At 63.3% G+C, this 23,378-nt stretch carries 23 protein-coding genes; 6 read left to right on the forward strand and 17 right to left on the reverse strand.

Annotation, left to right across the window (positions count from 1 at the left end; all coding sequences use genetic code 11):
- Window positions 1-131: 131 nt before the first annotated feature.
- Window positions 132-572 (forward strand): response regulator, encoded by a 441-nt coding sequence (locus J3485_RS01380; RefSeq protein WP_206950833.1) that lies wholly within the window; start codon window positions 132-134, stop codon window positions 570-572.
- 200 nt (window positions 573-772) lie between these two features.
- Here J3485_RS01380 and J3485_RS01385 read toward each other — a convergent pair whose 3' ends face one another.
- The 4 genes from J3485_RS01385 to J3485_RS01400 all read right to left on the reverse strand — a co-directional run bounded on the left by J3485_RS01385 (window position 773) and on the right by J3485_RS01400 (window position 5,318).
- Window positions 773-1,609: an OmpW/AlkL family protein gene (locus tag J3485_RS01385; protein ID WP_206950834.1), complete on the reverse strand. Its 837-nt coding sequence runs from the start codon at window positions 1,607-1,609 to the stop codon at window positions 773-775.
- 50 nt (window positions 1,610-1,659) lie between these two features.
- Entirely contained in the window at window positions 1,660-2,880 is a 1,221-nt protein-coding gene (locus tag J3485_RS01390; protein WP_206950835.1) for a DUF2957 domain-containing protein, read from the reverse strand.
- Window positions 2,881-3,587: 707 nt separating this feature from the next.
- Window positions 3,588-4,538: an N-acetyl-gamma-glutamyl-phosphate reductase gene (gene argC, locus J3485_RS01395; protein WP_206950836.1), complete on the reverse strand. Its 951-nt coding sequence runs from the start codon at window positions 4,536-4,538 to the stop codon at window positions 3,588-3,590.
- Window positions 4,539-4,709: 171 nt separating this feature from the next.
- Window positions 4,710-5,318, reverse strand: coding sequence for a YbhB/YbcL family Raf kinase inhibitor-like protein (locus tag J3485_RS01400; RefSeq protein WP_206950837.1), 609 nt, complete (start codon window positions 5,316-5,318; stop codon window positions 4,710-4,712).
- Between the two features lie 124 nt (window positions 5,319-5,442).
- Here J3485_RS01400 and J3485_RS01405 point away from each other — a divergent pair, with 124 nt between their 5' ends.
- Window positions 5,443-6,255 (forward strand): response regulator, encoded by an 813-nt coding sequence (locus tag J3485_RS01405; protein WP_206950838.1) that lies wholly within the window; start codon window positions 5,443-5,445, stop codon window positions 6,253-6,255.
- Between the two features lie 50 nt (window positions 6,256-6,305).
- Here J3485_RS01405 and J3485_RS01410 read toward each other — a convergent pair whose 3' ends face one another.
- Window positions 6,306-6,992 carry an orotate phosphoribosyltransferase gene (locus tag J3485_RS01410; RefSeq protein ID WP_206950839.1) on the reverse strand — a complete coding sequence of 229 codons (687 nt, stop codon included), beginning with the start codon at window positions 6,990-6,992 and terminating at the stop codon, window positions 6,306-6,308.
- Window positions 6,993-7,304: 312 nt separating this feature from the next.
- On the opposite strand from J3485_RS01410, the gene J3485_RS01415 reads away from it, so the two are divergent.
- Window positions 7,305-9,575, forward strand: a complete 2,271-nt coding sequence (locus J3485_RS01415) for an NADP-dependent malic enzyme (protein WP_206950840.1) — start codon at window positions 7,305-7,307, stop codon at window positions 9,573-9,575.
- A gap of 81 nt (window positions 9,576-9,656) precedes the next feature.
- On the opposite strand, the gene J3485_RS01420 is transcribed toward J3485_RS01415, so the two are convergent.
- Window positions 9,657-13,247, reverse strand: coding sequence for an indolepyruvate ferredoxin oxidoreductase family protein (locus tag J3485_RS01420; RefSeq protein WP_206950841.1), 3,591 nt, complete (start codon window positions 13,245-13,247; stop codon window positions 9,657-9,659).
- A 393-nt stretch (window positions 13,248-13,640) separates the two neighbouring features.
- On the opposite strand from J3485_RS01420, the gene J3485_RS01425 reads away from it, so the two are divergent.
- Entirely contained in the window at window positions 13,641-13,940 is a 300-nt protein-coding gene (locus J3485_RS01425) for a hypothetical protein (protein ID WP_206950842.1), read from the forward strand.
- 102 nt (window positions 13,941-14,042) lie between these two features.
- Here the strand turns inward: J3485_RS01425 and hppD are convergent, their stop codons facing one another.
- Window positions 14,043-15,140: a 4-hydroxyphenylpyruvate dioxygenase gene (gene hppD, locus J3485_RS01430; RefSeq protein ID WP_206950843.1), complete on the reverse strand. Its 1,098-nt coding sequence runs from the start codon at window positions 15,138-15,140 to the stop codon at window positions 14,043-14,045.
- A 224-nt stretch (window positions 15,141-15,364) separates the two neighbouring features.
- On the opposite strand from hppD, the gene J3485_RS01435 reads away from it, so the two are divergent.
- Window positions 15,365-15,856, forward strand: coding sequence for an Lrp/AsnC family transcriptional regulator (locus J3485_RS01435; RefSeq protein WP_206950844.1), 492 nt, complete (start codon window positions 15,365-15,367; stop codon window positions 15,854-15,856).
- Window positions 15,857-15,965: 109 nt separating this feature from the next.
- Here J3485_RS01435 and J3485_RS01440 read toward each other — a convergent pair whose 3' ends face one another.
- The 7 genes from J3485_RS01440 to paaA form a co-directional block, all read right to left on the reverse strand.
- Complete coding sequence (locus tag J3485_RS01440) at window positions 15,966-16,637, reverse strand: GNAT family N-acetyltransferase (protein ID WP_206950845.1); 672 nt, start codon at window positions 16,635-16,637, stop codon at window positions 15,966-15,968.
- Window positions 16,638-16,882: 245 nt separating this feature from the next.
- On the reverse strand, window positions 16,883-17,482 hold the full coding sequence (locus J3485_RS01445) for a TetR/AcrR family transcriptional regulator (RefSeq protein WP_206950846.1): 600 nt from the start codon (window positions 17,480-17,482) through the stop codon (window positions 16,883-16,885).
- Window positions 17,483-17,626: 144 nt separating this feature from the next.
- A complete protein-coding gene (gene paaE / locus J3485_RS01450; protein WP_206950847.1) occupies window positions 17,627-18,715 on the reverse strand; it encodes a 1,2-phenylacetyl-CoA epoxidase subunit PaaE in 1,089 nt (362 codons plus the stop codon).
- A 2-nt stretch (window positions 18,716-18,717) separates the two neighbouring features.
- Window positions 18,718-19,293 (reverse strand): 1,2-phenylacetyl-CoA epoxidase subunit PaaD, encoded by a 576-nt coding sequence (gene paaD / locus J3485_RS01455; RefSeq protein WP_206950848.1) that lies wholly within the window; start codon window positions 19,291-19,293, stop codon window positions 18,718-18,720.
- A 38-nt stretch (window positions 19,294-19,331) separates the two neighbouring features.
- Window positions 19,332-20,135 (reverse strand): 1,2-phenylacetyl-CoA epoxidase subunit PaaC, encoded by an 804-nt coding sequence (gene paaC / locus J3485_RS01460; protein ID WP_206950849.1) that lies wholly within the window; start codon window positions 20,133-20,135, stop codon window positions 19,332-19,334.
- Window positions 20,136-20,142: 7 nt separating this feature from the next.
- Entirely contained in the window at window positions 20,143-20,427 is a 285-nt protein-coding gene (gene paaB / locus J3485_RS01465) for a 1,2-phenylacetyl-CoA epoxidase subunit PaaB (RefSeq protein WP_206950850.1), read from the reverse strand.
- A 72-nt stretch (window positions 20,428-20,499) separates the two neighbouring features.
- A complete protein-coding gene (gene paaA / locus J3485_RS01470; RefSeq protein WP_206950851.1) occupies window positions 20,500-21,498 on the reverse strand; it encodes a 1,2-phenylacetyl-CoA epoxidase subunit PaaA in 999 nt (332 codons plus the stop codon).
- Between the two features lie 201 nt (window positions 21,499-21,699).
- On the opposite strand from paaA, the gene J3485_RS01475 reads away from it, so the two are divergent.
- Window positions 21,700-21,882, forward strand: coding sequence for a hypothetical protein (locus J3485_RS01475; protein ID WP_206950852.1), 183 nt, complete (start codon window positions 21,700-21,702; stop codon window positions 21,880-21,882).
- Window positions 21,883-21,905: 23 nt separating this feature from the next.
- On the opposite strand, the gene J3485_RS01480 is transcribed toward J3485_RS01475, so the two are convergent.
- The 3 genes from J3485_RS01480 to J3485_RS01490 are packed head-to-tail and all read right to left on the reverse strand — an operon-like array spanning window position 21,906 to window position 23,242.
- Window positions 21,906-22,385, reverse strand: a complete 480-nt coding sequence (locus J3485_RS01480) for a lytic transglycosylase domain-containing protein (RefSeq protein WP_206950853.1) — start codon at window positions 22,383-22,385, stop codon at window positions 21,906-21,908.
- Window positions 22,386-22,420: 35 nt separating this feature from the next.
- Window positions 22,421-22,840 (reverse strand): hypothetical protein, encoded by a 420-nt coding sequence (locus tag J3485_RS01485; protein ID WP_206950854.1) that lies wholly within the window; start codon window positions 22,838-22,840, stop codon window positions 22,421-22,423.
- A gap of 15 nt (window positions 22,841-22,855) precedes the next feature.
- Entirely contained in the window at window positions 22,856-23,242 is a 387-nt protein-coding gene (locus J3485_RS01490; RefSeq protein WP_206950855.1) for a hypothetical protein, read from the reverse strand.
- Window positions 23,243-23,378 lie beyond the last annotated feature (136 nt).

Raw genomic sequence — 23,378 nt, forward strand, 5'->3', positions numbered from 1 at the left:
CGCTGAACTTTTTCTCCAAACGCTCGTTTGATTTGACGGTACGAACATCAGTGACAAGCGAATCATCATACGAAGTCCGGCCGGGTCGGCTTTGGCGGTTTCAATGAGCGCTGTGCAACGAGGATGAAGCAATGAAATCCGATTGGTACAGCGCGCAAGGAACGGTCGCGAATGGAACGGACGAGCCGGGCGAAACGCATGCCCGGCATCGCAAGCGCGTGCTCATCGCCGATCGCGACGAAGCCGCGCGCAGCATGCTCGTGAATTTGGTCGAAAGCCTAGGCTACGAGGCCGTGGCCGCGCGTAACACCGAGGAAGCGTTCGAGATCGCCCGCCGAGCGCCCCCTGACGCCGCGTTGATCGACATCGGCGCACCGCTGCTCGAAGGCTTGCCCGCGGCACGGCGTATGCGGGAGTTGGCGGGGCAGTCCGCGCTGCTGCTGATTGCGCTGACGGGATGGGGCCAGCCGCAATATCGCGACATGGCGCTGGCAGCCGGCTACGACGTTCATTTGGTGAAACCGGTCGGCGTCGATCAATTGGGTTTCTTGCTGTCGATGACGCTTGTATGACAGAGATCGGGTCAAATTGGGCCAGATCGCGTGTGTTGCGGGTCGGCAACGTGTGGAGCGCCCGACCTATGAGGTCTGTTGCAATGCATCAAACGGTTTGCTAGAGTGAAAGTGTCTCCTCCATGTCTCCTCCGATATGGATTCAGCCCGCCACTAGGCGGGCTTTTTTTTTACTCGTTTCATTCGCCTACGTGCGCGGCCTAGAACGTGTACGACACCGCCAGGTACGTGATGAGCGGATCGGCTGTCAATTGCGTCTGCGTCGTGCCGAGCAGCGTGCCGTCGGCGGCTCGCACGTACACCGTCGAGCGCGTCTTCAGCGGGATATAGGTGATCGATGCGCTCACGCCCCAATGCTTCGTGATGGCGTACGACGCCCCCGCGTTGAATACCGGTGCCCACGACGGCGACGCTTTTGCGGACACGCTCGTGATGCCCGGCTTGGCGGCGCCGGCGGCGAGCACCGAGCCGAGATTGTTTTGCGTCGACGAGACGAAGTTCGGATTGAGTTGAATATCGGTGAAGAAGTTGTAGGAAACGCCGACGCCGACGAACGGCCTGAAGCGCGCCGTGGCGGAGTTGAAGTAGTACTGCAGCATCATCGCCGGGCTCCATTGGCGTACGCTCTTGACGATCGGCTCGTTCGCCGGATCATCGAGATTCTCGGTGCCGAGCGCGCCGGCGGGGCCAGGCGGGACGATCGCGCCGCGGCCTTTGAGTTGAAACGTCGGCGGTACGCCGGCAACGGTCGTGAGGGCGATATGGTCCGTCAGGAAATGACTGAAGATCAGCCCCACCGTATCGGCGTTCGTCGTCGACAGTCCCGTGCCCGACGACGTGAATGCGCTCGGCAGCCGCAGCGGCGTGTCGATCGGCTGGGGCGTGACGTAGGTCGTCATCGGCGTGCTCGAATCCCGCGGCATGACGTGAAACCATCCGAGCGTGACCACGTTGTCGCCCGCCTGCTGCGCGTGCGCAGCGATCGCCGCCGTGCCAAGCAGTGCCGCACATGCGGCCGAACGTATTGCCTTCTCCATGTTTCCTCCCTGGCTTCTCGTTTTTTTGTGCGACCGCGCTGCGCGCACTGCTATTGAACGAACGCGTTGATCATGAAATACGGCGACGAATTCTCGTTGTAGAGGTAGCCGAACACGCCGCCCGTGAAGACGAGCTTGCCGGTGGCCGCGGTCGACGACACACCGTTCACGGAGGACGTCACGACGCCCGGTACAGCGTTGGCAAAGCTCAGATCGAGCGGTGTCGCGAGCGATGCGTTGGCCGGCTGATAGGGGGCGAGCAGCGTCGCTTCGTTGCCTTCAAGCGCCGTCGCCCGATAGTCGAACTGGCTGTCCACCCCGATGTATTGACCGTCTTGCGTGTCGACGGCGATCGAGGTTTGCGGCGCGAGGATCGAAATGCCCGATTCGTCATCGGCCTCAAGCGTCAACGGATTCGCATATCCCGTACGGATCAGGATCGGCACGAGCTGATTGCGCAGCTTGCCGACGATCATGAAACCCTTGCCCTCGGGCGTGATGGAGCTCGTCGGCTTGGCCTGGCTTTGGAAATTGTCGGTTTCGAACGCGCCGCTGCCGTCGCTCGATTGGACCCAGTCGGTGCCCGCTTGTTGCGTTTTGCCCTCGTTCACGCCGACGTTGTCGGTCTCGGTCCAGGTGCCGTCGGCATGGATCGCGATCGTTGCGTCGACGGCCACCGTCGCGTAGTTCTGCGAAGGAATGATGTGATAGCCGATTTGGTTGTAGGTGCCCGCGACGTTGGCCAGGTTCGTCTCGAGCGACGAGAAGCCGATGAACGGAAAATACGGGAACGTCTTGTCGGGTACGGCGCCGAAACCGGCGATGCCGCTATACTGGATCTCCTTGCCCGGAATCGTTCCGCCGAGCACGCCTTGCCCAACGAAGATGCGCGCGGGCTCGTTCGGATCGAGGCTCGCGCCATGCAGGTAGAACGCGCATTCGTTCTGCGCTTGCGTCGGCAGCAGCGTCTCGGGCGCGAGCGTGCCGCTTTGCGTCGTGCCCGCGCGCGAGGGCGTCACTGTCCCGGTCGTGGCGGGAATGGCCGACTCGACGTACGTCACCTGCCACGTCATCTTCGTCGTATCGATCTGCATCTTCGCGAGCTCGCCGTCACCGCCGCCGCCCGTGAATACGGTGCTGTAGTCGAGCGACGCGGGGCACAGACGATTGACGGCGGCAGCCGCGTCGAGCGCACCACTGTCACCGCCACTGCCGCACGCGGCCAAGAAAGGCGCAACGAGCGCCGCCGTCAAAAGGGCGTTTCGGATCATGACGTTCCTCCATTGCCTTATCGTTATCGGGCTGTCGGCTCCCTGTCGGCGGCCGCTTCATTTAGTTCGTAGTCCTAACTGATTCCTCGCAGACCATTCGCCTCCCGTGATGGTGCGCGAGCGCTGCGCGCCGAAGACGGGCTACGTGCGGCGGCAGTATTCCAAGCGATCGATCGAGGCGAGAGGGCGGCGCGCCGGCATGCGGCGGCCGTGCCGGCGCGCGGCCGGCGATGACGCGTCGGCGTCTGTCGCGCCGCGCTCGCTGGAACGGCATCGAGTCGTGCCGTTCGTCTCCCTGATCCATCTAGTTATGCGACGTAATTTCGCTGCGTATTTATTTTCTGTCAATTGATAAAGCCATCTAAAAAGCATAATTCAAACAAACGGCATTGTAATGATAGCGAGACTGGATAAGGTGATTGACGGCATATTGAAACAAAAAGAGCGTTTCAAGCGGTTGCATGCGAAGGGTGGCTGTCGTCAGCCTGCACGATGTTTGCTCGCACGCCAATGCCGGTAGGATTGAAGCGCGCCGCAGGCAATTGATGTGAAGAAAGTTGCAGTAATTGCGGGTACTCGATCAATGGATTGATTATCGATCTACGTGCTCAATCGCCGATGCAATGGATATGTTTCTCATTGCAATGCATCAAATAAAAAAGCCGGCGTTGCGCCGGCTTTCATCGAGCATTCGCGGGTCTTGCGATTCAGCACTGCAGCCCGGTTTGCTCGTCGGCGCCGATGGCGAGGTTCATGCATTGGATGGCCGCACCGGATGCACCCTTGCCGAGATTGTCGAGGCGCGCGACGGTGACGAAGCGCTCCTCGTTGCCGAAGACGAAGAGGTCGACGCGATTCGTGTCGTTGTTCGCCTGCGCGTCGAAGAAGCCCCCGTCGAGGTTTTCGTCGGCATCGAACGGCGCCACGCGCACGAACGCTTCGCCCGCATAGTATTCGGCGAGCAGCGCTTGCACGTCGCGTGGGCCGACGCGCTTGGCGAGCTGATTCGGCGTGAAGTACGTCGTGACGGCGAGGCCTTTGTAGAACGGCCCGACGATCGGCGTGAAGATCGGCGCGGCCGCAAGGCCCGTATGGGCCGCCATCTCGGGCAAATGCTTATGTCCGAGCGCGAGCGCGTAGGCGCGGGGGCTTTGCAGTTTCCCGTTCGGCTCGGCCGCTTCGTAATCGGCGATCATCTTCTTGCCGCCGCCGCTGTAGCCCGTGATCGAATAAGCGTGTGCCGCGAAATCGCGCGCGACGAAGCCTGCATCGACGAGCGGCCGCATCGCGAGTACGAATGCGGAGGCGTGGCAGCCCGGCACGGCGATGCGCTTGGCCGTGCGTAGCCGCTCGCGCTGCGCACGCGTGAGTTCGGGCAAGCCATAGGCCCAATCGGCATGCGTGCGAAACGCGGTGCTTGCATCGACGAGCACCGTCTTGTCGTTTTCGACGAGACTTGCCGATTCGCGCGAAGCGACGTCGGGCAGGCACAGGAACGTCACGTCCGACGCGTTGATGAGCCGGCGCCGCTCGTCGAGATCCTTGCGCTTCGCTTCTTCGATGCGGAGCACTTCGACGTCGGTCCGGCGCGACAGGTATTCGAAAATCTTCAGACCCGTCGTGCCTTCCTGTCCGTCGACAAAAACTTTCGTGCTCATTTCGATCTCGCTGTGTGGCCGGGTATGTGGCCGGTTCGGACGCAGCCGCGGCGACTGCGTCAAAGCGATGATTTTACGGGTTATTAACGGGAAATGCTGTGAAATTTCCGTGCAACGCAGCACGTTGCCGCCAGAAGCTGCATGAATGCCGCAAGTGCGGCAAGCGGCGGTTCAGCGCCCGTAGGTCACCGTGAGGCTGGCCTTCGCCAGCATGGTCGTATTGATCTCGTGATCGAACATCAGCGCATGGCGTGCCTGGCCGAGCCGCAAGTTGGCCGTATTCAGGGCGAAGACCGTCACGATGTAGCGATGCGGTTTGCCTGGCGGCGGACACGGGCCGCCGTAGCCGACGCTGCCCCAGTCGTTGCGCGCCTCGATCGCGCCGATCTTCTTCAGGTAACCCGACGCGCTCGCATTCGACGGTAGCGCGTTCACGCTGGGCGGGATCTCGGCGACGGCCCAGTGCCACCAACCGGGCCCCGGCGCGTCGTTGTCGAAGATGGTGACCGCGAAGCTTTTCGTGCCCGCAGGCGCGTGGTGCCACGACAACTGCGGCGAGACATTGCCGCCCTTGCAGTCATCCTGGTCGTACACCTGCGCGTTGCCGACGGTCGCGCCGTCGCGCAGGTCGCTGCTTGTGATCGTGAATGTACCTTGCGCCGAAGCCGGGGGTACTGCGGCGGCGAGCCCGGCGATGCAGACGAAGGCGATGCCGGCTGCTACTCGCTTCAGCGACAGCTCGAGGAAAACCGATCCGAGTATTTCGCGATGCTTGCGCATGAATCGATTCTCCGATCGATGGCGAGGGGAGGGATCTCGTTGCGGCTGAATATTTGCCGACATTGCGCCGCGCCGCGGTAGTCAGTCTAACATCGCCGGCCATCAACGCATCGCTATCAGCCTCATGAGTCAATCTGCCTCGTTCTCTGCCGCTTGGGGCCCGTGCCCGGCGCGCCGTACCCGCGTCGTCGTCGCCGACGACCATCCCGCCATCCTGCTCGGCGTGCGCCACGCGCTCCAGGCCTTCGACGATCTCGCTCTGCTCGCGCAAGCACGACAATCGACCGAGCTCGTCGAGACGCTGCGGCAGGCACAGGCCGACGTCGTGGTGACCGATCTCGCGATGCCCGGCGGCCGGTACGGCGACGGTCTTGTGCTGATCGGCTATTTGCAGCGGCATTTTCCCGCGGTGCGCATCGTCGTCCTGACGATGCTCGGCAACGCCGCGCTGCTACGAAGCCTGTTCGAGGCGGGCACCGCGGCGGTCGTCGGCAAATGCGACGAACTCTCGCATATCGGGCACGCCGTGCGTTATGCGATGCAAGGCGTGCGTTACGTCGGTCCGTCGTTGCGCGCAGCGCTGGATCGGGCCGGCGTATGCAGCGAGCGCAATGAACGAGGCAAACGAAACGAACGGGAGACGGGGGCACTCGCTTTGTCGCCGCGCGAGATCGAGGTCGTTCGGCTCTTCGCCGCGGGGTTGAGCGTGAGTGAAATCGGCGCGCGGCTCAATCGCAGCGTCAAGACGATCAGTTCTCACAAGGTGTCGGCCGTGCGCAAACTCGGCGTTGCGTGCGATGCGGAACTGATCGAATATGCGCGGGTGAGCGGACTGGCTCCCCAAGGTATGACTCGCGAAGGGCCGGCGATGCCGGAGAGGCCCGGCCGGATCGTGCGCGCGCAAGGGCGTGCGCACAGTCGATCGTCGGTCGGCTAGGCGGCAAGCGGGCGCGGGCCTAGCGCCCGCGCCCGCTCTATGGCGCTCGCTTACTGCGGTGCAGCCGTCGCGCCGCCGTGCGCGGCGGACCACTCTGCCGGCGCATGCAGGAACTTCTCGACTTCGTCGAGCGTTTTCGTGTCGAAGTAGCCCGACGCCTTGGCTACGCGCAGCACGTCCCACCAGGTTGCGAGCGCATGCAGGTCGACGTCGATGTCTTTCAGCACCGACACGCTTTCCTTGAAGATGTTGTAGTGAAACAGCACGAAGCAGTGGTTCACTTGCGCGCCGGCCGTGCGCAGCGCGTTGACGAAGTTGATCTTGCTGCGGCTGTCCGTCGTCAAGTCTTCGACGAGCAGCACGCGCGAGCCTTCCTCGAGGTGGCCTTCGATCTGCGCATTGCGCCCGAAGCCCTTCGGCTTTTTGCGCACGTACTGCATCGGCAGCATCATGCGGTCGGCGATCCAAGCCGCGAACGGGATGCCGGCCGTTTCGCCGCCGGCAACGGCGTCGATCTGCTCGTAGCCGACCTCGCGCAGGATCGTCGTTTCGGCCATCTCCATGAGCGCGCGGCGCACGCGCGGATACGAAATCAGCTTGCGGCAGTCGATATAGACAGGACTTGCCCAGCCGGACGTGAAGATGAACGGCTTCTCGGCGTTGAAGTGCACCGCCTGCACTTCGAGCAGAATCTTGGCGGTCGTATCGGAGATCGTTTGGCGATCGAAGCCTGTCATGGGCAAATCCTTCGGAAATGATGGCGTGAGGCGGGCGGGCTCGCCCGTTGGCGCAGATTGGCTTGCTGCGCGCGTAGGCGGGCATTTTACCCGAGTTCGGCGGCAGGCCCTCTGGAAACTGGGATTAGGGGGTGTACACTAGGCGCCCCGCAAATCGCTCACGCGCCGTCTGCGCTACCCGCGCACGATCCGGCGCCGCGCCTACCCGGTGCGAAACCAGGCCGCCGCAGTCGCTATCTCATCGACTTGCCAGGCGCGGCGCCAGGCGCGAGCGTGCCGGCCTAAATTCAATTACGTCTCGCAGGCTCAATCATGGACGAACAACTGAAGCAAAGCGCCCTCGCATACCACCAGAACCCCAAGCCCGGCAAGATTTCGGTCACGCCCACGAAGCCGCTGTCGAACCAGCTCGACCTCTCGCTCGCCTACTCGCCGGGTGTCGCCGCCGCATGCGAGGCGATTCACGCCGATCCGCTCGACGCGCAAAAGTATACGTCGCGCGGCAATCTCGTCGGCGTCGTGACGAACGGCACCGCGGTGCTCGGCCTCGGCAACATCGGCCCGCTCGCCGCCAAGCCCGTGATGGAAGGCAAGGGGTGCCTGTTCAAGAAGTTCGCGGGCATCGACGTTTTCGACATCGAACTGTCCGAATCCGATCCGGACAAGCTCGTCGACGCCATCGCCATGCTCGAGCCGACGCTCGGCGGCATCAACCTCGAAGACATCAAGGCGCCCGAGTGCTTCTACATCGAGCAGAAGTTGCGCGAGCGGATGAAGATCCCCGTCTTTCACGATGACCAGCATGGCACGGCGATCATCGCATCGGCCGCCATCCTGAACGGCTTGAAGGTCGTCGGCAAAGATCTGTCGAAGGTCAAACTCGTTTGTTCGGGCGCAGGCGCCGCCGCCATCGCCTGCCTCGATTTGCTCGTCAAGCTCGGTCTGTCCAAGCACAACGTGCTCGTCGCCGATTCTAAGGGTGTCATCTACGAAGGGCGCGGCAATCTCGATCCGTCGAAGGCGCGTTATGCAGCGGCAACCGACGCGCGCACGCTCGGCGATGCGATCGTGTCGGCCGACGTCTTCCTCGGCTGCTCGAGCGCTGGCGTGCTCAAGCCCGAGATGGTCAAGACGATGGGCGACCGGCCCTTGATTCTTGCGCTGGCCAACCCCGAGCCCGAGATTCGTCCCGAAGACGCCAAAGCGGTGCGGCCCGACGCGATTATCGCGACGGGCCGCTCCGACTATCCGAACCAGGTCAACAACGTCCTGTGCTTCCCCTTCATCTTCCGCGGCGCGCTCGACGTCGGTGCGACGACGATCACCGAGGAAATGAAGCTCGCTTGCGTGCGCGCGATTGCCGAGTTGGCCGAAGAGACGGATCAGGGCGACGAAGTCGCGAAGGCCTACGAAGGCCATTCGCTCGAATTCGGTCCGGAATACCTGATTCCGAAGCCGTTCGATCCGCGCCTCATCATCAAGATCGCGCCGGCTGTTGCGCAAGCGGCGATGGACTCGGGCGTCGCGACCCGTCCGATTCAAGACATGGACGCCTATCGCGAGCAACTCGGCGCGACCGTCTATCGCACGGGCATGGTCATGCGTCCCGTGTTCGCGGCGGCCAAAAAGAAGGCCGCCCGCATTGTGTTCGCCGAGGGCGAGGACGATCGCGTGCTGCGTGCCGCGCAATTCGTGCTGATGGAGAAGATCGCCAAGCCGATCATCGTCGGGCGCCCCGCCGTCGTCGAAATGCGTCTGAAGAAGATGGGCTCGAAGCTCAAGACCGGTGTCGATTTCGACATCGTCGATCCCGAGGACGACCCGCGCTTCACGCAGAGCTGGCAGCTTTACCAAGAGATCGGTGCGCGCGACGGCGTGACGCCCGAGATCGCGAAAGCCGCGATGCGCAAGTTCAATACGCTGATCGGCGCAATCCTGATTCGCCTGGGCCATGCCGACGGCATGATCTGCGGCATGATCGACACGTACCACAGCCATCTGAAGTTCGTCGAGCAAGTGCTTGGCCGCGCCCCGCAAGCCGAGCATTACGCGGCCATGAATCTCTTGATGCTGCCGGGGCGCAACCTGTTCATCTGCGATACGTACGTGAACGAAGTGCCGAGCGCCGAGCAGTTGGCCGACATGGCGATTCTGGCCGCGCGTGAGATCGAGCGTTTCGGTATTGCGCCGAAGATCGCACTGCTGTCGAACTCGAACTTCGGCAGCGCACCGTCGGCGTCGTCGCAACGGATGGCGGCCGCCCGTCGGTTGATCGTCGAGCGTGCGCCGCAACTCGAAGTCGATGGCGAAATGCACGGCGATGCGGCGCTGTCCGAAGTCATCCGCAAGCAGTCGTTCCCTGGCACGACGCTCACGGGCGAAGCGAATCTGTTGTTGATGCCGAACGTCGAGGCCGCGAACATCACCTACAACTTGTTGAAGATGATCGGCGGCGAGGGCGTGACGGTGGGGCCGTTCCTGCTCGGCGCGTCCAAGCCCGTGCACATCCTCACGCCGGCGGCGACGGTGCGACGCATCATCAACATGACGGCGGTCGCGGCGGCGAACGTGCGGGCCGAGTGATAGTGATCGTGCTCGTGCGATAGGTCGAAGAAAGCGGCGCGCATCGAGCGCGCCGCCCCATCGCCGCCCCATCGCCGCCGATTACGCCGCGTGCCGCGCCGTCCCGTCGCCGAGCTTGCGCCACTTGGCGAGCAGGTCGTTCCACTTCACCCGCACGGCCTTCAGATTGTTTTCCTTCACGTGGCCGTAGCCGCGAATGCCGTCCGGCAGGTTCGCGAGTTCGATCGCGAGCGGTAGATTGTCCGCCTTCAATCCGCCGATCAATTCGCGCACGAGCGCTTCGTATTCGCCGATCAGCGCACGCTCGGTGCGGCGCTCCTCGGTCTTGCCGAATAGGTCGAGCGCCGAGCCGCGAAGGAACTTCAGCTTCGCGATCAGCTTGAACGCGGACAGCATCCACGGGCCATACTGCTTCTTCACGAGGTGGCCCTTCGCATCCTTCTTCGCGAGGAGCGGCGGCGCGAGATGGAAGTTCAGCTTCCAGTCGCCGTCGAACTGCTCCCGCAGTTTCGCGAGGAATGCAGGATCGGTCTGCAGGCGCGCCACTTCGTACTCGTCCTTGTACGCCATCAGCTTGTACAGATTGCGTGCGACGGCTTCCGTGAGCGGCTCGCTGACGGTGTTGCCGTCGACGAGTGCGCGTTCGGCCGCGCGTACCGGCGACACGAGCGTTTCATAGCGCTTGGCGTAGGCCGCATCCTGATAGGCGGTCAAAAGCTCGACGCGTTTGGCGATCAGCGCATCGACCGACTTTTTCGTATGCAGCGAGATGACGGTCGCACCCGCGTCCGGCGTCGGACCGGCCGGCTTGGCCGCACGCTCGACGCTGGCCGGATCGTGGGCGGCACGTCGGCCCCACTCGAACGCGGCCAGGTTCTTCTCGACCTGCACGCCGTTCAGTTCGATCGCGCGCACGAGCGAGCGATGCGCAAGCGGCAGCCATCCGCGTTGCCACGCGTAGCCGAGCACGAACGGGTTCGTATAGATCGCGTCGCCGAGCAGCGCCACGGCGAGGCGGTTGCCGTCGACGAGATCGACATGCTCGCCGGCTGCCGCCCGCACGTCCTGCTCGGTGCTCGTGCCCGGGAACGTCCAGTTCGGATTCTTGATGAACTCGGCGGTCGGCGTCTTCGAGCTGTTGACGACGACGCGCGTTTGATCGACCTTCATCCGCGACGTGCATTCGTCGCCGGCCGTGACGATCGCGTCGCAGCCGATCACGAGGTTCGCCTCGCCCATCGCGATGCGCGTCGCGTGAATGTCGGCCGGCGCATTGGCGATCTGCACGTGGCTCATCACAGCGCCGCCCTTTTGCGCGAGGCCGGTCACGTCGAGCACGGTCACACCCTTTTGCTCGAGGTGCGCGGCCATGCCGAGCAATGCGCCGATGGTCACGACGCCCGTGCCGCCCACACCCGTGACTAGCACGCCGTACGGGCGGTCGATCTCGGGCAGTGTCGGCTCCGCAATCGCGGGTAGGTCCTCGCTCGCCTTCGCGCCGGCGGCTTTCGGCTTGCGCAACTGGCCGCCTTCCACCGTCACGAAGCTTGGGCAGAAGCCCTTCAGGCACGAAAAATCTTTGTTGCAGCTCGATTGGTTGATCTGGCGTTTCGTGCCGAACTCGGTATCGAGCGGTTCCACCGACAGGCAGTTCGACTGCACCGAGCAGTCTCCGCAGCCCTCGCAGACGGCCTCGTTGATGACGACGCGCCGTGCCGGGTCGGGGAATTCGCCCTTTTTGCGGCGGCGGCGTTTCTCGGTTGCGCAGGTCTGGTCGTAGATGAGAATCGTCGTGCCTTCGACCTCGCGCAGCTCGCGCTGAACGACGTCGAGCTGATCGCGATGATGGATCGTCACGCCCGGCGCAAGCAGGGTCGTGCCGCTATATTTCTGCGGCTCGTCGGTGACGATGACGATTTTCTTCGCGCCCTCGGCCGCGAGCTGATGCGTGATCTGCGGCACGGTCAGCACGCCGTCGACGGGCTGGCCGCCCGTCATGGCGACAGCGTCGTTGTAGAGAATCTTGTAGGTGATGTTCGCTTTTGCCGCGATGGCTGCGCGAATCGCGAGCAAGCCCGAATGGAAGTAGGTGCCGTCGCCGAGGTTCGCGAACACGTGCCGCTCGTTCGTGAACGGTGCCTGGCCCGTCCAGGCGACGCCTTCGCCGCCCATCTGGCTGAACGTGCTCGTATTGCGATCCATCCAGACCGTCATGTAGTGACAGCCGATGCCGGCCATCGCGCGCGAGCCGTCGGGCACGTTCGTCGACGTGTTGTGCGGGCAGCCCGAGCAGAACCAGGGCTTGCGCTCCGCCGTGACGCGCGGCTTGGCGAGCGCCTTCTCCTTCGCCTCGATGACGGCAATGCGCGCCGCGATGCGTGCGCGCACGTCGGAGGGCAGCTCGAACTTTTCGAGCCGAGTCGCGATCGCCTTTGCAATCAGCGCGGGCGAGAGTTCGTAGTGCGCGGGCAGCAGCCAGTTGCCCATCGGCACCGACCATTCGCCGCCGGCGCCGTCCTTTTCGTCGAACTTGCCGAACACGCGCGGGCGCTGGCCGTCGGGCCAGTTGTACAGCTCTTCCTTGATCGCATATTCGAGAATCTGGCGCTTCTCTTCGACGACGAGAATCTCGTCGAGCCCGCGCGCGAACGCTTGCGCGCCTTGCGCTTCGAGCGGCCAGACGCAGCCGACCTTATAGAGCCGAATGCCGATGCGCGAGCAGGTTTCGTCGTCGAGGCCCAAGTCGACCAGCGCCTGGCGTACGTCGAGATACGCCTTGCCGCCCGTGATGATGCCAAAGCGCGCGTGCGGCGAATCGATCTCGACGCGGTCGAGCTTGTTCGCGCGCACGTAGGCGAGCGCCGCGTACCACTTGTAATCGAGCAGGCGCGCTTCCTGAACGAGCGGCGGATCGGGCCAACGAATGTTCAAGCCGCCGTCGGGCATCGCGAAATCGGTCGGCAGGACGATTTGCATGCGATGCGGATCGATGTCGACCGAGGCCGACGATTCGACGACGTCGGTCACGCACTTCATCGCGACCCACAAGCCCGAGTAGCGGCTCATGGCCCAACCGTGCAGGCCGAAGTCGAGATATTCCTGCACGTTCGAGGGGAACAGCACCGGCAGGCCGCATGCCTTGAAGACGTGTTCGGACTGGTGCGCAAGCGTCGAGGACTTGCATGCGTGGTCGTCGCCCGCGAGCACGAGTACGCCGCCGTGCTGCGACGAGCCGGCCGAGTTGCCGTGCTTGAGCACGTCGCCCGAGCGGTCGACGCCGGGCCCCTTGCCGTACCACATCGAAAACACCCCGTCGTACTTGGCGCCGGGATAGAGATTGACTTGCTGCGTACCCCAGACGGCCGTCGCGGCGAGATCTTCGTTGATCCCGGGTTGAAATACGACTTGGTTCGAGGCGAGATGTTTTTTCGCTTTCCAGAGGGCGAGGTCGAGCCCGCCGAGGGGAGAGCCGCGATAGCCGGAGATGAACCCGGCCGTATTGAGCCCGGTAGCTTGATCGCGCGCGTGTTGCAGCATCGGCAGGCGCACGAGCGCCTGAATGCCGCTCATATAGGCGCGGCCGCGTTCGAGCGTGTATTTGTCGTCGAGCGTGACGGAAGATAGCGCAGCTTCGAGCGAGGCTCGCTGATCTGCGTCTAGCGGGGCATTCATTGTGTGGACTCCTCAACCTTGTTTGGGATCACCAAAACGTCTCAGCACCCGCATCTTGTGGATGCTTCGGCCGGGGCCGCCATAGTGGCGGATTTTTTTCGATGGTAGCACTGGTGGAAACCCGCCGCAGCAATCAAAAACAGTGCCATCGCTTATCCAATAAGACTTTGGCGGCGTGGTGTTATCTCGAAAGAGTTCGAGATGGCGCGCGTATCCGTCTGTAACGGCCGTAACGTCTTGTTTTAAGGCTGGAATGCGAAAGGTCGACCTGGTTTAATTTGCCGACCCGCTCAGTTAGGGGCACGCGGCCCGACGCCACGCTGGTGTGTTCGGGGGCGTGAGGCGTCATCGGTGCGGGAGGCGCCGTGGGCGCGACCAATATAAGGAGTACAGATGGAAAAGCGACACATTCAAACCTTCTTGATGGTTTCCGCCGCGTTCTTTGCGATGACGTTGCCGATGCGCCAAGCGCTGGCCGGCGAAGTGGCGGCGGCGGTGTCTCGCACGATCGCACAGGCGGGAATCGGCGCGGGGCCGGCTGAACTGTGGGCGGTATCGATGGGCGAAGCCCCGGCATCGCGCACGCCGATCGCCAAAGCTAGCCGAACGCATATGTCGACGATCGAAACGGCGTCGGTCAAGCGTGCGGGCGCGGATAACGAGGCGAACGCCGCACCGTTCTTCTTCATGTAATCGCATCGCGGCCGTCGGTGGCCGCGTCGGCCGGCGCCCCCGAGGCGGGGCTCGCCGGCGTTCGATTCCGTGCGGCCGCGCGGCCGCCTACCCATCCAAGCGTCAGGCTTTGTCCTGCACCACGCCGCGTCGAATCTGGTCCAACTCGATCGATTCGAACAGCGCCTTGAAGTTGCCTTCCCCAAAACCCTGATTGCCCTTGCGCTGGATGATCTCGAAGAAGATCGGGCCGATTTGGTTCTCCGTGAAGATTTGCAGCAACAGATCGTCTTTCTCGCCGTCGATGAGGATCTTGCGCTTCTTGAGGTCGTCGAGCGACTCGCCGTGCCCGGGGATGCGGCGTTCCACGAGCTCGTAGTACGTATCGATCGTATCGAGCAGCTTGATGCCCGACGCGCGCAATCCGTCCACCGTGCGATAGATCTCGGTCGAGCCAAGGGCAATGTGCTGAATGCCTTCGCCGTGGTACGCGTCGAGGTATTCCTGAATCTGGCCGGCCGTCTCCGAGCCTTCTTCGTTGATCGGAATGCGGATCTTGCCGCAGGGCGAGGTCATCGCCTTCGACTTGACGCCCGTCACCTTGCCCTCGATATCGAAGTAGCGGATTTCACGGAAGTTGAACAAACGCTCGTAGAAGGCCGCCCACTCCTGCATGCGGCCGCGGTGGACGTTGTGCGTCAGGTGGTCGATGTAGGTCAGGCCGTGGCCGCTCGGATGGGGGGCGGCGCCGGGGATCGGTTCGAAGTCGACGTCGTAGATGTCGATGTCGCCGACGCTGCCCGCTTGCGCGCCGTTCTTGCCGCGCCACCGGTCGACGAAGTAGATCAGCGAATCGCCAATCCCCTTGATCGCCGGGATGTTCAGCTCCATCGGGCCCGTCTTGTTGTCGAAGCCCCAAGCGCCTAGGTCGAGCGCGTGCTTGTAAGCCTTGGCGGCGTCTTGCACGCGAAATGCGATCGCGCAGATCGACGGGCCGTGCAGGCGCGCGAAGCGCTGCGCGAACGAATCGGGCTCCGCATTGATGATGAAGTTGATGTCGCCTTGACGGTAGAGCGTCACGTCCTTGTGGCGGTGGCGCGCGATCGCGGTGAAGCCCATCTGCTCGAACAACTTGCCGAGCGCTTTGGGGTCTGGCGCGGTGTATTCGATGAATTCGAAGCCATCCGTGCCGACCGGGTTGTCCCACGTTTGAACCTGCATACCTGTCTCCTGATCCCATGCATCGCGGCCTTCATCGGTCAGGCTCGGCACGCTCGCGCCGGTTCCTGCCCCATGCAAATCCGGTGATTTCCGCGGCCAAGCGCCGCACGCCATGAATAGACGCAAGTGTATAGCGGGTGTCTAGGCAAAAATTTGCGAACTTTGTCGGCTATCACTACGATTGCGCAATTTTCCGTCTTTTGCGAATTGAAGGGAGTATGAAAATGGCCGATATCGAACTCGATGCTGTCGACAGACGCATCCTCGCGTTTTTGCAGGAGAACGGACGTGCATCGAACCAAGACATCGCCGAACGCGTGAACCTCTCGCCGAGCCCATGTCTGCGGCGCATTCGAAGGCTCGAGGAGGTCGGGGTCATTCGCGGCTACGTCGCGCTGCTCGATCCGCAAAAGCTGGGCCTCGGGCTGCTCGCCTACGTCAACGTGCGCCTGGAAAAGCGCGGCGGCGCCACGGGCCATGCGGGGACGACGCACGCCGAGCTGTTTCGCGCCGCGGTGCAGTCATGGCCGGAGGTCGTCGCCTGCCATGCGATGACGGGCGAGATGGATTACCTACTGCGCGTGCAGGTGAAGGACATGGCGCACTTCTCGCACTTCGTGCAGGATCAGTTGCTCCATCATCCGTCCGTCGTCGACGTCAAGACGAGCTTCGCGCTCGAATCGTTCAAGGAGACGACGGCACTGCCGATCCTTTGATGGATACGCTTCGCGGCTGGCGGCCGCGTAAAAAGGTGACGGGGCGGCTTGACGCCGCCCCGTCGTGCGTGCCGCACAGGGGAGAGCGGCGCGCGGGGGGATGGGCGGGTCAGGCGAGTGCTTCGTCCGGCATCATCGCTTCGATGATGCGCGTGGTATTGCGCGCTTGACGCTTGATCGCGTAGTCGAATACCGCGGCTTGCTCTTGCAGCATTTCGGCGATGATGCTCGCCTGATCGGCGGGCGGCAGCGTCAGATACGCATCGGCGCTGCCGTACGCATACTCGATCTTCATGCCGGCCTTCTTGGCAATGTGCATCATCGTCGCGTTGCGCGAAAGGCAGTACATGTAGAGCGTCGTGACACGTGTGTTGCGGCTGTGAATGGCGGCACGCTCGAACAGCTTCGAGCCGACGCCGATGCCGCGCGAGCTTTCGAGCACCGACACGCCGAGTTCGGCCATACGTTGATCGCCGTCCGCCGGCAGATAGGCCAGATGACCGACGCCGACGAGATCGAGGCGCTGATCGTAGACGCCGAACACCTTGTCGTGCGCGAAATCGATCGACCGGACGTAGTGCTCGATGACGTGATCGGGTGCGGTTTGGCCGAAGCGCAGCAGACGATCGTCCCCGCCAAGCGCGAGAAAGTGCGCGAGCAGTTGATCGCGATCGCCGGCCGTCAGCTCGCGCACGAGTACGGGGGCGCGATGAGCCGCCTGCGGAGCGCGGTCGGAAAGCTCGATCGACGCGGCGGCGCGAGTCAGTGGATGCGGGATCATCGTGGGTTCTCCTTTTCGTCATGCGTGCTCGTGTTGCGACGCAGTAAGGATTTTACCCGATACGCATTATCCCTAGTAGGGAAAACCCGCATTATGATTCGAGAGTGGCCTCTATGATGCTGAAATTTCGACTTAAGTTGCTGATTTTATTGAAATAATATGCCTGTTGCGCGACCGCATCGCGTCAATTTGACCGATATGGCCTGCGACTGGAATATGCTGCGATGCAGCGTCAATGTGTCGCGTTAAACGCAGAGTCCCTGCTCGAGGACGTCGATGACCTGGTCGGCGAACTGGCGGTAGCCAAGGCGGCCGCCCGGCTTGAGCCAGGTGAATGTCCAGTTGATCATCCCGAACACCATCATCGTGAACGCCGTCTGGTTCTCCTTTGTGACGCGTTCCGGATAGGCGCGCGCCAATTGGCGTGCAAACGCGGCGACGATATCGCGCTGGCGATCGAGAATCACTTCGCGCTGCGTTTCGACGAGATACTTCACGTCGTTGAGCAGCGCCACGTGCCGGCTGTGCGAGGTTTCGTATTCCGAGAGGAATGCGCGGATGAGTTCGGCGAAGGTTTCGCGCTCGGAGAGCCCGCGCCGTTGGCTCGAGCCCTCGACCTCGGCAATGATCAGCATGAGCCGCTTCGTGTAGCGGTCGAGCAGATCGAATAGGATCGCTTCCTTGCTTTCGTAATAGTGATAAAGGCGCGCTTTGGACGTGCCGCTCGCTGCGGCGAGCTCGGCCATCGACGTGCTCGGATAGCTCGTTTGCGCGAAGGCTGCTGCTGCGAGCTCGAGAATTTGCTCGCGCTGGGTTTCGTGATCGGGTGCTCGGGTACGGGCCATGATGTCGTCGTCGTATTCGGCCGGCCGAGGCGCGCGATCGTCGTGATTGTCGCTATGGGCGCGCCGCGCGCGGTCCGCCGCGGGCGCGTCGTACGCTGTGGGCCGCCGCGGCGCTAGTGTAAGCGAAACGCGGCGGTTGTCGACTCAGCGTTCGTCGTAGCTCACGACGACGCGCTCGCTGACGGGATGGCACTGGCACGTCAGCACGAAGCCGTCACGGATCTCTTGCTCTTCGAGCGTGTAGTTCTTGTCCATCTTCACCTCGCCTTCGAGCACCTTCGCTCGGCAGGTGCAGCACACGCCGCCTTTGCAGGCATAGGGCAGCGCGAGGCCGGCATGCAGGCCGACGTCGAGCAGGCTCGCGCCTTCATACGGCAGCCGCATCTTGCGGCGATTGCCGTCGATGATGATTTCGAGGTCGGCGGCCGGAGTTTCCTCGGTGATCTCGACGGCAGGCGCGCCCGCCTGCGGCAGCGGCGTGCCGAAACGCTCGACGTGGACTTTCGCCTCGGCGATGTCGGCCGCCTTGAGCGCCGCCTCCGCCGCATCCATCATCGGCGCCGGGCCGCAGATGAACGCTTCGTCGATCGATTCCGCCGGCACCAGCGTCTCGAGAAACGCGGCGCACTTCGCTTGATCGAGCACACCGTTGAACAGATCGACGTCCTGCATGTCGTCCGACAGCACGTTGTAAAGGACGAAGCGGTTCATGTAGCGGTTCTTAAGATCCTCGAGCTCTTCGGCGAACATGATCGCGTCGACGCTGCGATTGCCGTAGATCAGCGTAAACGTGCTGCGCGGCTCGATATCGAGCGTGGTCTTGACGATGGCGAGGACGGGCGTGATGCCGGAGCCGCCGGCGAAGGCGACGTACTGCTTGCCCTGTTCGGCGTTCAGGTGCGTGAAGAAGCGACCGTCGGGCGTCATGACGTCGATCGAGTGGCCCGCTTGCAGCGTATCGAACGCGAAGTTCGAGAAGCGTCCGCCGCGCACGCGCTTGATGCCGATGCGCAACGCGCCGTCGCGATCGTAGTCGGTCACGCCGATGCAGATCGAATAGGAGCGCCGCGTCTCCTCGCCGTCGACGTGCGCCTTCAGCGTCACGAATTGCCCTTGCGTGAAGCGATATTGGTCGCGCAGCTCGGGCGGCACTTCGAACGAGACGGAAACCGCGTCGGCGGTTTCGGGCCGCACCTCGCGGATGCGCAGCGAATGAAATTGCGGGGTCGCCATTTTCAGTAGGGTTTGAAGTAGTCGAAGGGTTCGCGGCAGTCGATGCAGCGATAGAGCGCCTTGCATGCCGTGGAGCCGAATTGCGACAAGCGTTCTGTATGCGCCGAGCCGCAGTGGGGGCACGCCGGAGGCGCCGGAGCACGCGGTACGAAGCGGATCGCCTGCTGGCCTGCGCCCGCACTCGTACTCGTGCTTGCGCATCGTCCGCCGGGCGGCGCGATGCCATAGGCGCGCAGCTTGTCGCGCGCTTCGTCGGTGATCCAATCGGTGGTCCATGCAGGTGCGAGCACCGTCTTGATTCGATGCGGACCCAAGTTCGCCCGCTCGAGCGCCGCGGCGATGTCCTCAGCGATGTGCGCCATCGCCGGACACCCCGAGTAGGTCGGCGTGATCACGACTTCGAGCGTACCGTCCTCGGCCTGCTCGATGCCGCGCAAGATGCCGAGTTCGCGAATCGATACCACGGGGATTTCGGGATCGGGTACGGACTCGAGCACCGACCATGCGCGCGCGAGCGCGTCGTCATTCGCCGCTGCATGCGCAGCCGCGTTTTCGGCAAAGTGAGGCGTAGGCAACATGTCGCGCACCTGGGGCGAAGGACGTCGGAGGCGGGCGATCACCAAGTCGCGCCGGGATGCTGGCGCGCAAGGCACTGCATTTCCGCGAGCAAAAAGCCCATGTGCTCGGAATGCTCGCCGTGCTTGCCCGTGGTCACGTGCTGAACGGGGACGGGTAGCGTCAGCGTGGCTTCGTCGAGTGCGGCTTGCACGTCGTGCAGCCAGGCGGTTTCGAAATCAGCGGCGCGCACGCCCAGCCCCGAGGCCGCTACGACGTCTTCGAGCGCGTCGGCCGCGAAGCACTCGCGCGTATAGGGCATCAGAAAGTCGAGCGCGGCTTGCGCGCGCCGATGCGACTCCTCGGTGCCGTCGCCCAAGCGCACGAGCCAATCGTGCGCATGCTGCAACTGATAGCGCGTTTCCTTGATCGACTTCGACGCGATCGCCGCGAGTTGCGCGTCCTTCGAGCCCTCCAGCGCCGTCCAGACGTGTGCCATCAGCGCGGTATAGAGGTAATTGCGCACGATCGTCACCGCGTAATCGCGATTGCCGCGCGCGGTGCTGCCAAGCGGGCCATCGTGCGGCAACTCGACGAGCGTGTAGTTCGCGAATTCGCGCTCGGCGCGAAAGTAAGCGTAGTCGTCTTCGGTCTTGCTCGCGCCGGTCAGCGTGTGTTCGAGCGCCGCGGCATGCGAATAAAGCATGCGCGCCTGGCCGATGAGGTCGAGGCTCATGTTCGCGAGCGCGATGTCCTCTTCGAGCACCGGACCGTGACCGCACCACTCCGCGTTGCGCTGACCGAGGATCAGCGCGTTGTCCGCGAGACGCAGTACGTAGGAAAGATGTTCGGGCGTGGTCGTCATGACACTCTTACATGTGGTTGACTGCATCGGGCAGCGTATAGAACGTCGGGTGGCGGTAGATCTTGTCGCCGGCGGGCTCGAACAGGTCCGCCTTTTCGTTGGGATCGGAAGCCGTGATCGCCGAAGCGGGCACGACCCAAATGCTGACGCCCTCCTGGCGTCGCGTGTAGACGTCGCGCGCCATGCGTAGGGCCATCGACGCATCGGCGGCATGCAAGCTGCCGCAGTGCTTGTGGTCTAGGCCCTGCTTGCTGCGGACGAACACTTCCCAGATCGGCCATTCCTTGTTCATGAACTCACTCCTGAATGCTTGGCAACGCTGACTAATAATTGGCTGGGCGCGCGAGGCGCGATGAGCGATACGTCAAGCCGCTTCCTGCCGAGCGCGACGATCGACTTTTTCGGCGTGGGCGAGGGCTGCTTCACGCACCCAGGCGCCGTCCTCATGTGCTTTGACGCGCGTGGCGAGACGCTCCTTGTTGCACGGGCCGTCGCCGTTCACGACGCGCCAGAACGCGTCCCAGTCGATCGTGCCGTAGTCGTAGTGGCCGCGCGTCTCGTTCCACTTGAGGTCGGGGTCGGGCAGCGTCACGCCGAGCACCTTCGCTTGCTCGACGGTGGCGTCGACGAACTTTTGCCGCAGATCGTCGTTGGAGATTCGCTTGATGCCCCACTTCGACGATTGATTGCTGTGGATGGAATCCTTGTCGCTCGGACCGAACATCATCAGCACGGGCCACCACCAGCGATCGACGGCTTGCTGCACGAGTTCGCGTTGCGCGGCCGTGCCTTTCATCATCGCGAGCAGGGCATCGAAGCCTTGGCGCTGATGGAACGACTCCTCCTTGCAGATGCGGATCATCGCGCGTGCATAGGGCCCGTATGTGCAGCGGCACAGCGGGATCTGATTCATGATCGCGGCGCCGTCGACTAGCCAGCCGATCGCGCCCACGTCGGCCCAAGTTGGCGTCGGATAATTGAAGATGCTCGAGTATTTGGCGCGGCCGCTGTGCAGCGCGTCGATCAGATGGTCGCGCGAGACGCCGAGCGTTTCGGCGGCACTATAGAGATAGAGCCCATGCCCGCCTTCGTCCTGCACCTTGGCGAGCAAGATGGCTTTGCGCTTGAGGCTGGGCGCGCGCGAGATCCAGTTGCCCTCGGGCAGCATGCCGACGATTTCCGAGTGCGCGTGCTGCGAGATTTGCCGCACGAGCGTTTTGCGATAGGCATCCGGCATCCAGTCTTGCGGTTCGATCTTACCGTCGGCGGCGACCACCGCGTCGAAGCGGTTCTGCTCGGGCGTGGCCGCGCCGGCATCGAGCGCCGCGACGTTGCCCGGGATGTCGAGGGATTGCGTATACATGGGGAACGGTCTCGTCCTGGGTTGTACGTTGTGGCGAGTATAAATCAACCGACCGGTCGGTTAATAAATTATTTTTCGGGGCCGGATGAAAGGAGGGCAGATTCTGCGATCGGAGGGATGAAGGGCCGCGGCTCGCGGCATCGCTGCGGGCTGCTAGACTGAAGACATCGTCTTTTGACCTACGTGCGCTGCATTGCGATCATGACGACCGTCTATTTCGTAAAAACCGGCGAGCAGTATCTTTGCCCCGGGGAAGACGGCGACGTTGGCTTGACGCCGTCGTTAGAGGAAGCCGAGCATTTCCTTTCCTATGAGGAGGCGGAACTCGCCGCGCGCGAGAACGCCGGGCCGGGCTACCTGATCATTACCCAGCACCGCCAGTGATGCGCAGTCGTTGCCGGCGATCGCTACTTGGCCATGCCCCACGATACGAGCACGCCGTGGATGCTGCGCGCGTACTGGTCACGCAGCGAAGGCGTTTCCGAGTGATAGGCGCCGATCGCATGCCACGTATTTCCGTAACGGATCATCTTCTGCTTGAGCATCCAGGCGGCCACATACGTATTGACGCACGGATCCTTGAGCGCGCCGGGCGGCACGCCATAGCGGCGCAGTTCGACAAAGTGCACGGAGTTGATCTGCGCTTGCCCGACGTCGATGCTGCCGTCGGCGTTGCGGTGCACGGCATCGGGGTTGCCTTTCGATTCGTACCAGGCGATCGCGCGCAGGATGAGCGGATTGACGCCTTGATACGCGCCCGCCCGGGCGAAGCAGTCCTCGGCGGCTTGAGCGGCGATCGGGGCGCCGGGCAAGCACGCGATCGCCAGTGCGGCTGCGACTAGCCGCGCGCGGGCCGGGCGGGAGGCGAGAAGGAAGGATGACGTCATGGCCGAGATTCCAACAGAGAGATGATCGCCCGCCGCTACCGCGTGGACGCCACGGAAACCGCGGTCGCACTCACTCGCGGATCGCGAGTGGCACTGAGTAGTGCGTTGTCCAGCTTGCGGTCGACCTCGGCCAAATACGCTTCGGACTCGTCGCTGACGACCACGCGGATGCTCGGCTCGACGACAGCCTTATGCCAGGCGGCCCGGCGGGCCCTTTTGCCGGAGTGGCGGCCGCTCGTGATGGGTGCTGCCTCTTCTACTTGCTCCGCGGCTGACGGCGGCAGCGAGGCGAGCGACGGCAGCGGCGGGAAGAGTTGGCTCGGGCCCGCGCTTTCGGTCGGCGGCTTGACCGAGAGCACGGACGCACCGCCGAGGGCGTTCGTTTGAGCATGGGCGGGCAGCGCGGCCGCGAGGGCGACGAGCCCGGCCAGAGGTAGGGAGAAACGGAAAATCATGATCGTCTCCGGAGGCTATTCGGTTGGCACGACTTGCACGCTGTAGGGCTGGCAACTGCTGACCGTGACGTTTTCGATCCGGACGGAACCCCCGCGCGCGGGCGCGATGCCGCGTTTGACCGACTGATTCAGATAGGGGAAGTCTTGCGTCAAGGCGGCGATGACGATCGTCGTCGGCTGCTGTTGCTTCGAAGCCACCGCGCCGACTTTGGCGAGCACCTCCGTCAGATGTGCGTCGCGCGCCCCGAGTGCATCGGCGGGAATCGTGATGTCGACGAGTTTGGCCGGCGGTGGGGTCGTCGATGCCGAAGCCGTTTGCCTGTCGTCGTTCGATCGCAAGGCTTGAATCTGCGCGCACCCGGATAGGGCTGCGACGATAAGAAGGCAGGTGAGGGCTTTCACGTTGATCTCCGACACTGAGAAGTGAGTTATCGGCAGTGAAAGCCCATTGATTAAAACTGATGAAAACGAACCGAGGGAAAACCCGAGGGGCGGGGGCGCGGAATTTGGCCCGGTGTTGCGTTCTGATAATGGTCTG

The sequence above is a fragment of the Trinickia acidisoli genome, from assembly GCF_017315725.1.
GTDB classification, from domain to species: domain Bacteria; phylum Pseudomonadota; class Gammaproteobacteria; order Burkholderiales; family Burkholderiaceae; genus Trinickia; species Trinickia acidisoli.

Excerpts from the sequence above, each read along its gene's own strand:
- paaA (WP_206950851.1), bottom strand. The coding sequence starts at position 21,498 with ATGTATACGCAATCCCTCGACATCCCGGGCAACGTCGCGGCGCTCGAT.
- J3485_RS01385 (WP_206950834.1), bottom strand. The coding sequence starts at position 1,609 with ATGGAGAAGGCAATACGTTCGGCCGCATGTGCGGCACTGCTTGGCACG.
- J3485_RS01475 (WP_206950852.1), top strand. The coding sequence starts at position 21,700 with ATGACGACCGTCTATTTCGTAAAAACCGGCGAGCAGTATCTTTGCCCC.
- J3485_RS01410 (WP_206950839.1), bottom strand. The coding sequence starts at position 6,992 with ATGACAGGCTTCGATCGCCAAACGATCTCCGATACGACCGCCAAGATT.
- J3485_RS01405 (WP_206950838.1), top strand. The coding sequence starts at position 5,443 with ATGAGTCAATCTGCCTCGTTCTCTGCCGCTTGGGGCCCGTGCCCGGCG.
- paaD (WP_206950848.1), bottom strand. The coding sequence starts at position 19,293 with ATGTTGCCTACGCCTCACTTTGCCGAAAACGCGGCTGCGCATGCAGCG.
- J3485_RS01445 (WP_206950846.1), bottom strand. The coding sequence starts at position 17,482 with ATGGCCCGTACCCGAGCACCCGATCACGAAACCCAGCGCGAGCAAATT.
- J3485_RS01400 (WP_206950837.1), bottom strand. The coding sequence starts at position 5,318 with ATGCGCAAGCATCGCGAAATACTCGGATCGGTTTTCCTCGAGCTGTCG.
- argC (WP_206950836.1), bottom strand. The coding sequence starts at position 4,538 with ATGAGCACGAAAGTTTTTGTCGACGGACAGGAAGGCACGACGGGTCTG.
- J3485_RS01380 (WP_206950833.1), top strand. The coding sequence starts at position 132 with ATGAAATCCGATTGGTACAGCGCGCAAGGAACGGTCGCGAATGGAACG.
- J3485_RS01425 (WP_206950842.1), top strand. The coding sequence starts at position 13,641 with ATGGAAAAGCGACACATTCAAACCTTCTTGATGGTTTCCGCCGCGTTC.
- hppD (WP_206950843.1), bottom strand. The coding sequence starts at position 15,140 with ATGCAGGTTCAAACGTGGGACAACCCGGTCGGCACGGATGGCTTCGAA.
- J3485_RS01415 (WP_206950840.1), top strand. The coding sequence starts at position 7,305 with ATGGACGAACAACTGAAGCAAAGCGCCCTCGCATACCACCAGAACCCC.
- J3485_RS01440 (WP_206950845.1), bottom strand. The coding sequence starts at position 16,637 with ATGATCCCGCATCCACTGACTCGCGCCGCCGCGTCGATCGAGCTTTCC.
- J3485_RS01485 (WP_206950854.1), bottom strand. The coding sequence starts at position 22,840 with ATGATTTTCCGTTTCTCCCTACCTCTGGCCGGGCTCGTCGCCCTCGCG.
- J3485_RS01435 (WP_206950844.1), top strand. The coding sequence starts at position 15,365 with ATGGCCGATATCGAACTCGATGCTGTCGACAGACGCATCCTCGCGTTT.
- J3485_RS01390 (WP_206950835.1), bottom strand. The coding sequence starts at position 2,880 with ATGATCCGAAACGCCCTTTTGACGGCGGCGCTCGTTGCGCCTTTCTTG.
- paaE (WP_206950847.1), bottom strand. The coding sequence starts at position 18,715 with ATGGCGACCCCGCAATTTCATTCGCTGCGCATCCGCGAGGTGCGGCCC.
- J3485_RS01420 (WP_206950841.1), bottom strand. The coding sequence starts at position 13,247 with ATGAATGCCCCGCTAGACGCAGATCAGCGAGCCTCGCTCGAAGCTGCG.
- paaC (WP_206950849.1), bottom strand. The coding sequence starts at position 20,135 with ATGACGACCACGCCCGAACATCTTTCCTACGTACTGCGTCTCGCGGAC.
- paaB (WP_206950850.1), bottom strand. The coding sequence starts at position 20,427 with ATGAACAAGGAATGGCCGATCTGGGAAGTGTTCGTCCGCAGCAAGCAG.
- J3485_RS01480 (WP_206950853.1), bottom strand. The coding sequence starts at position 22,385 with ATGACGTCATCCTTCCTTCTCGCCTCCCGCCCGGCCCGCGCGCGGCTA.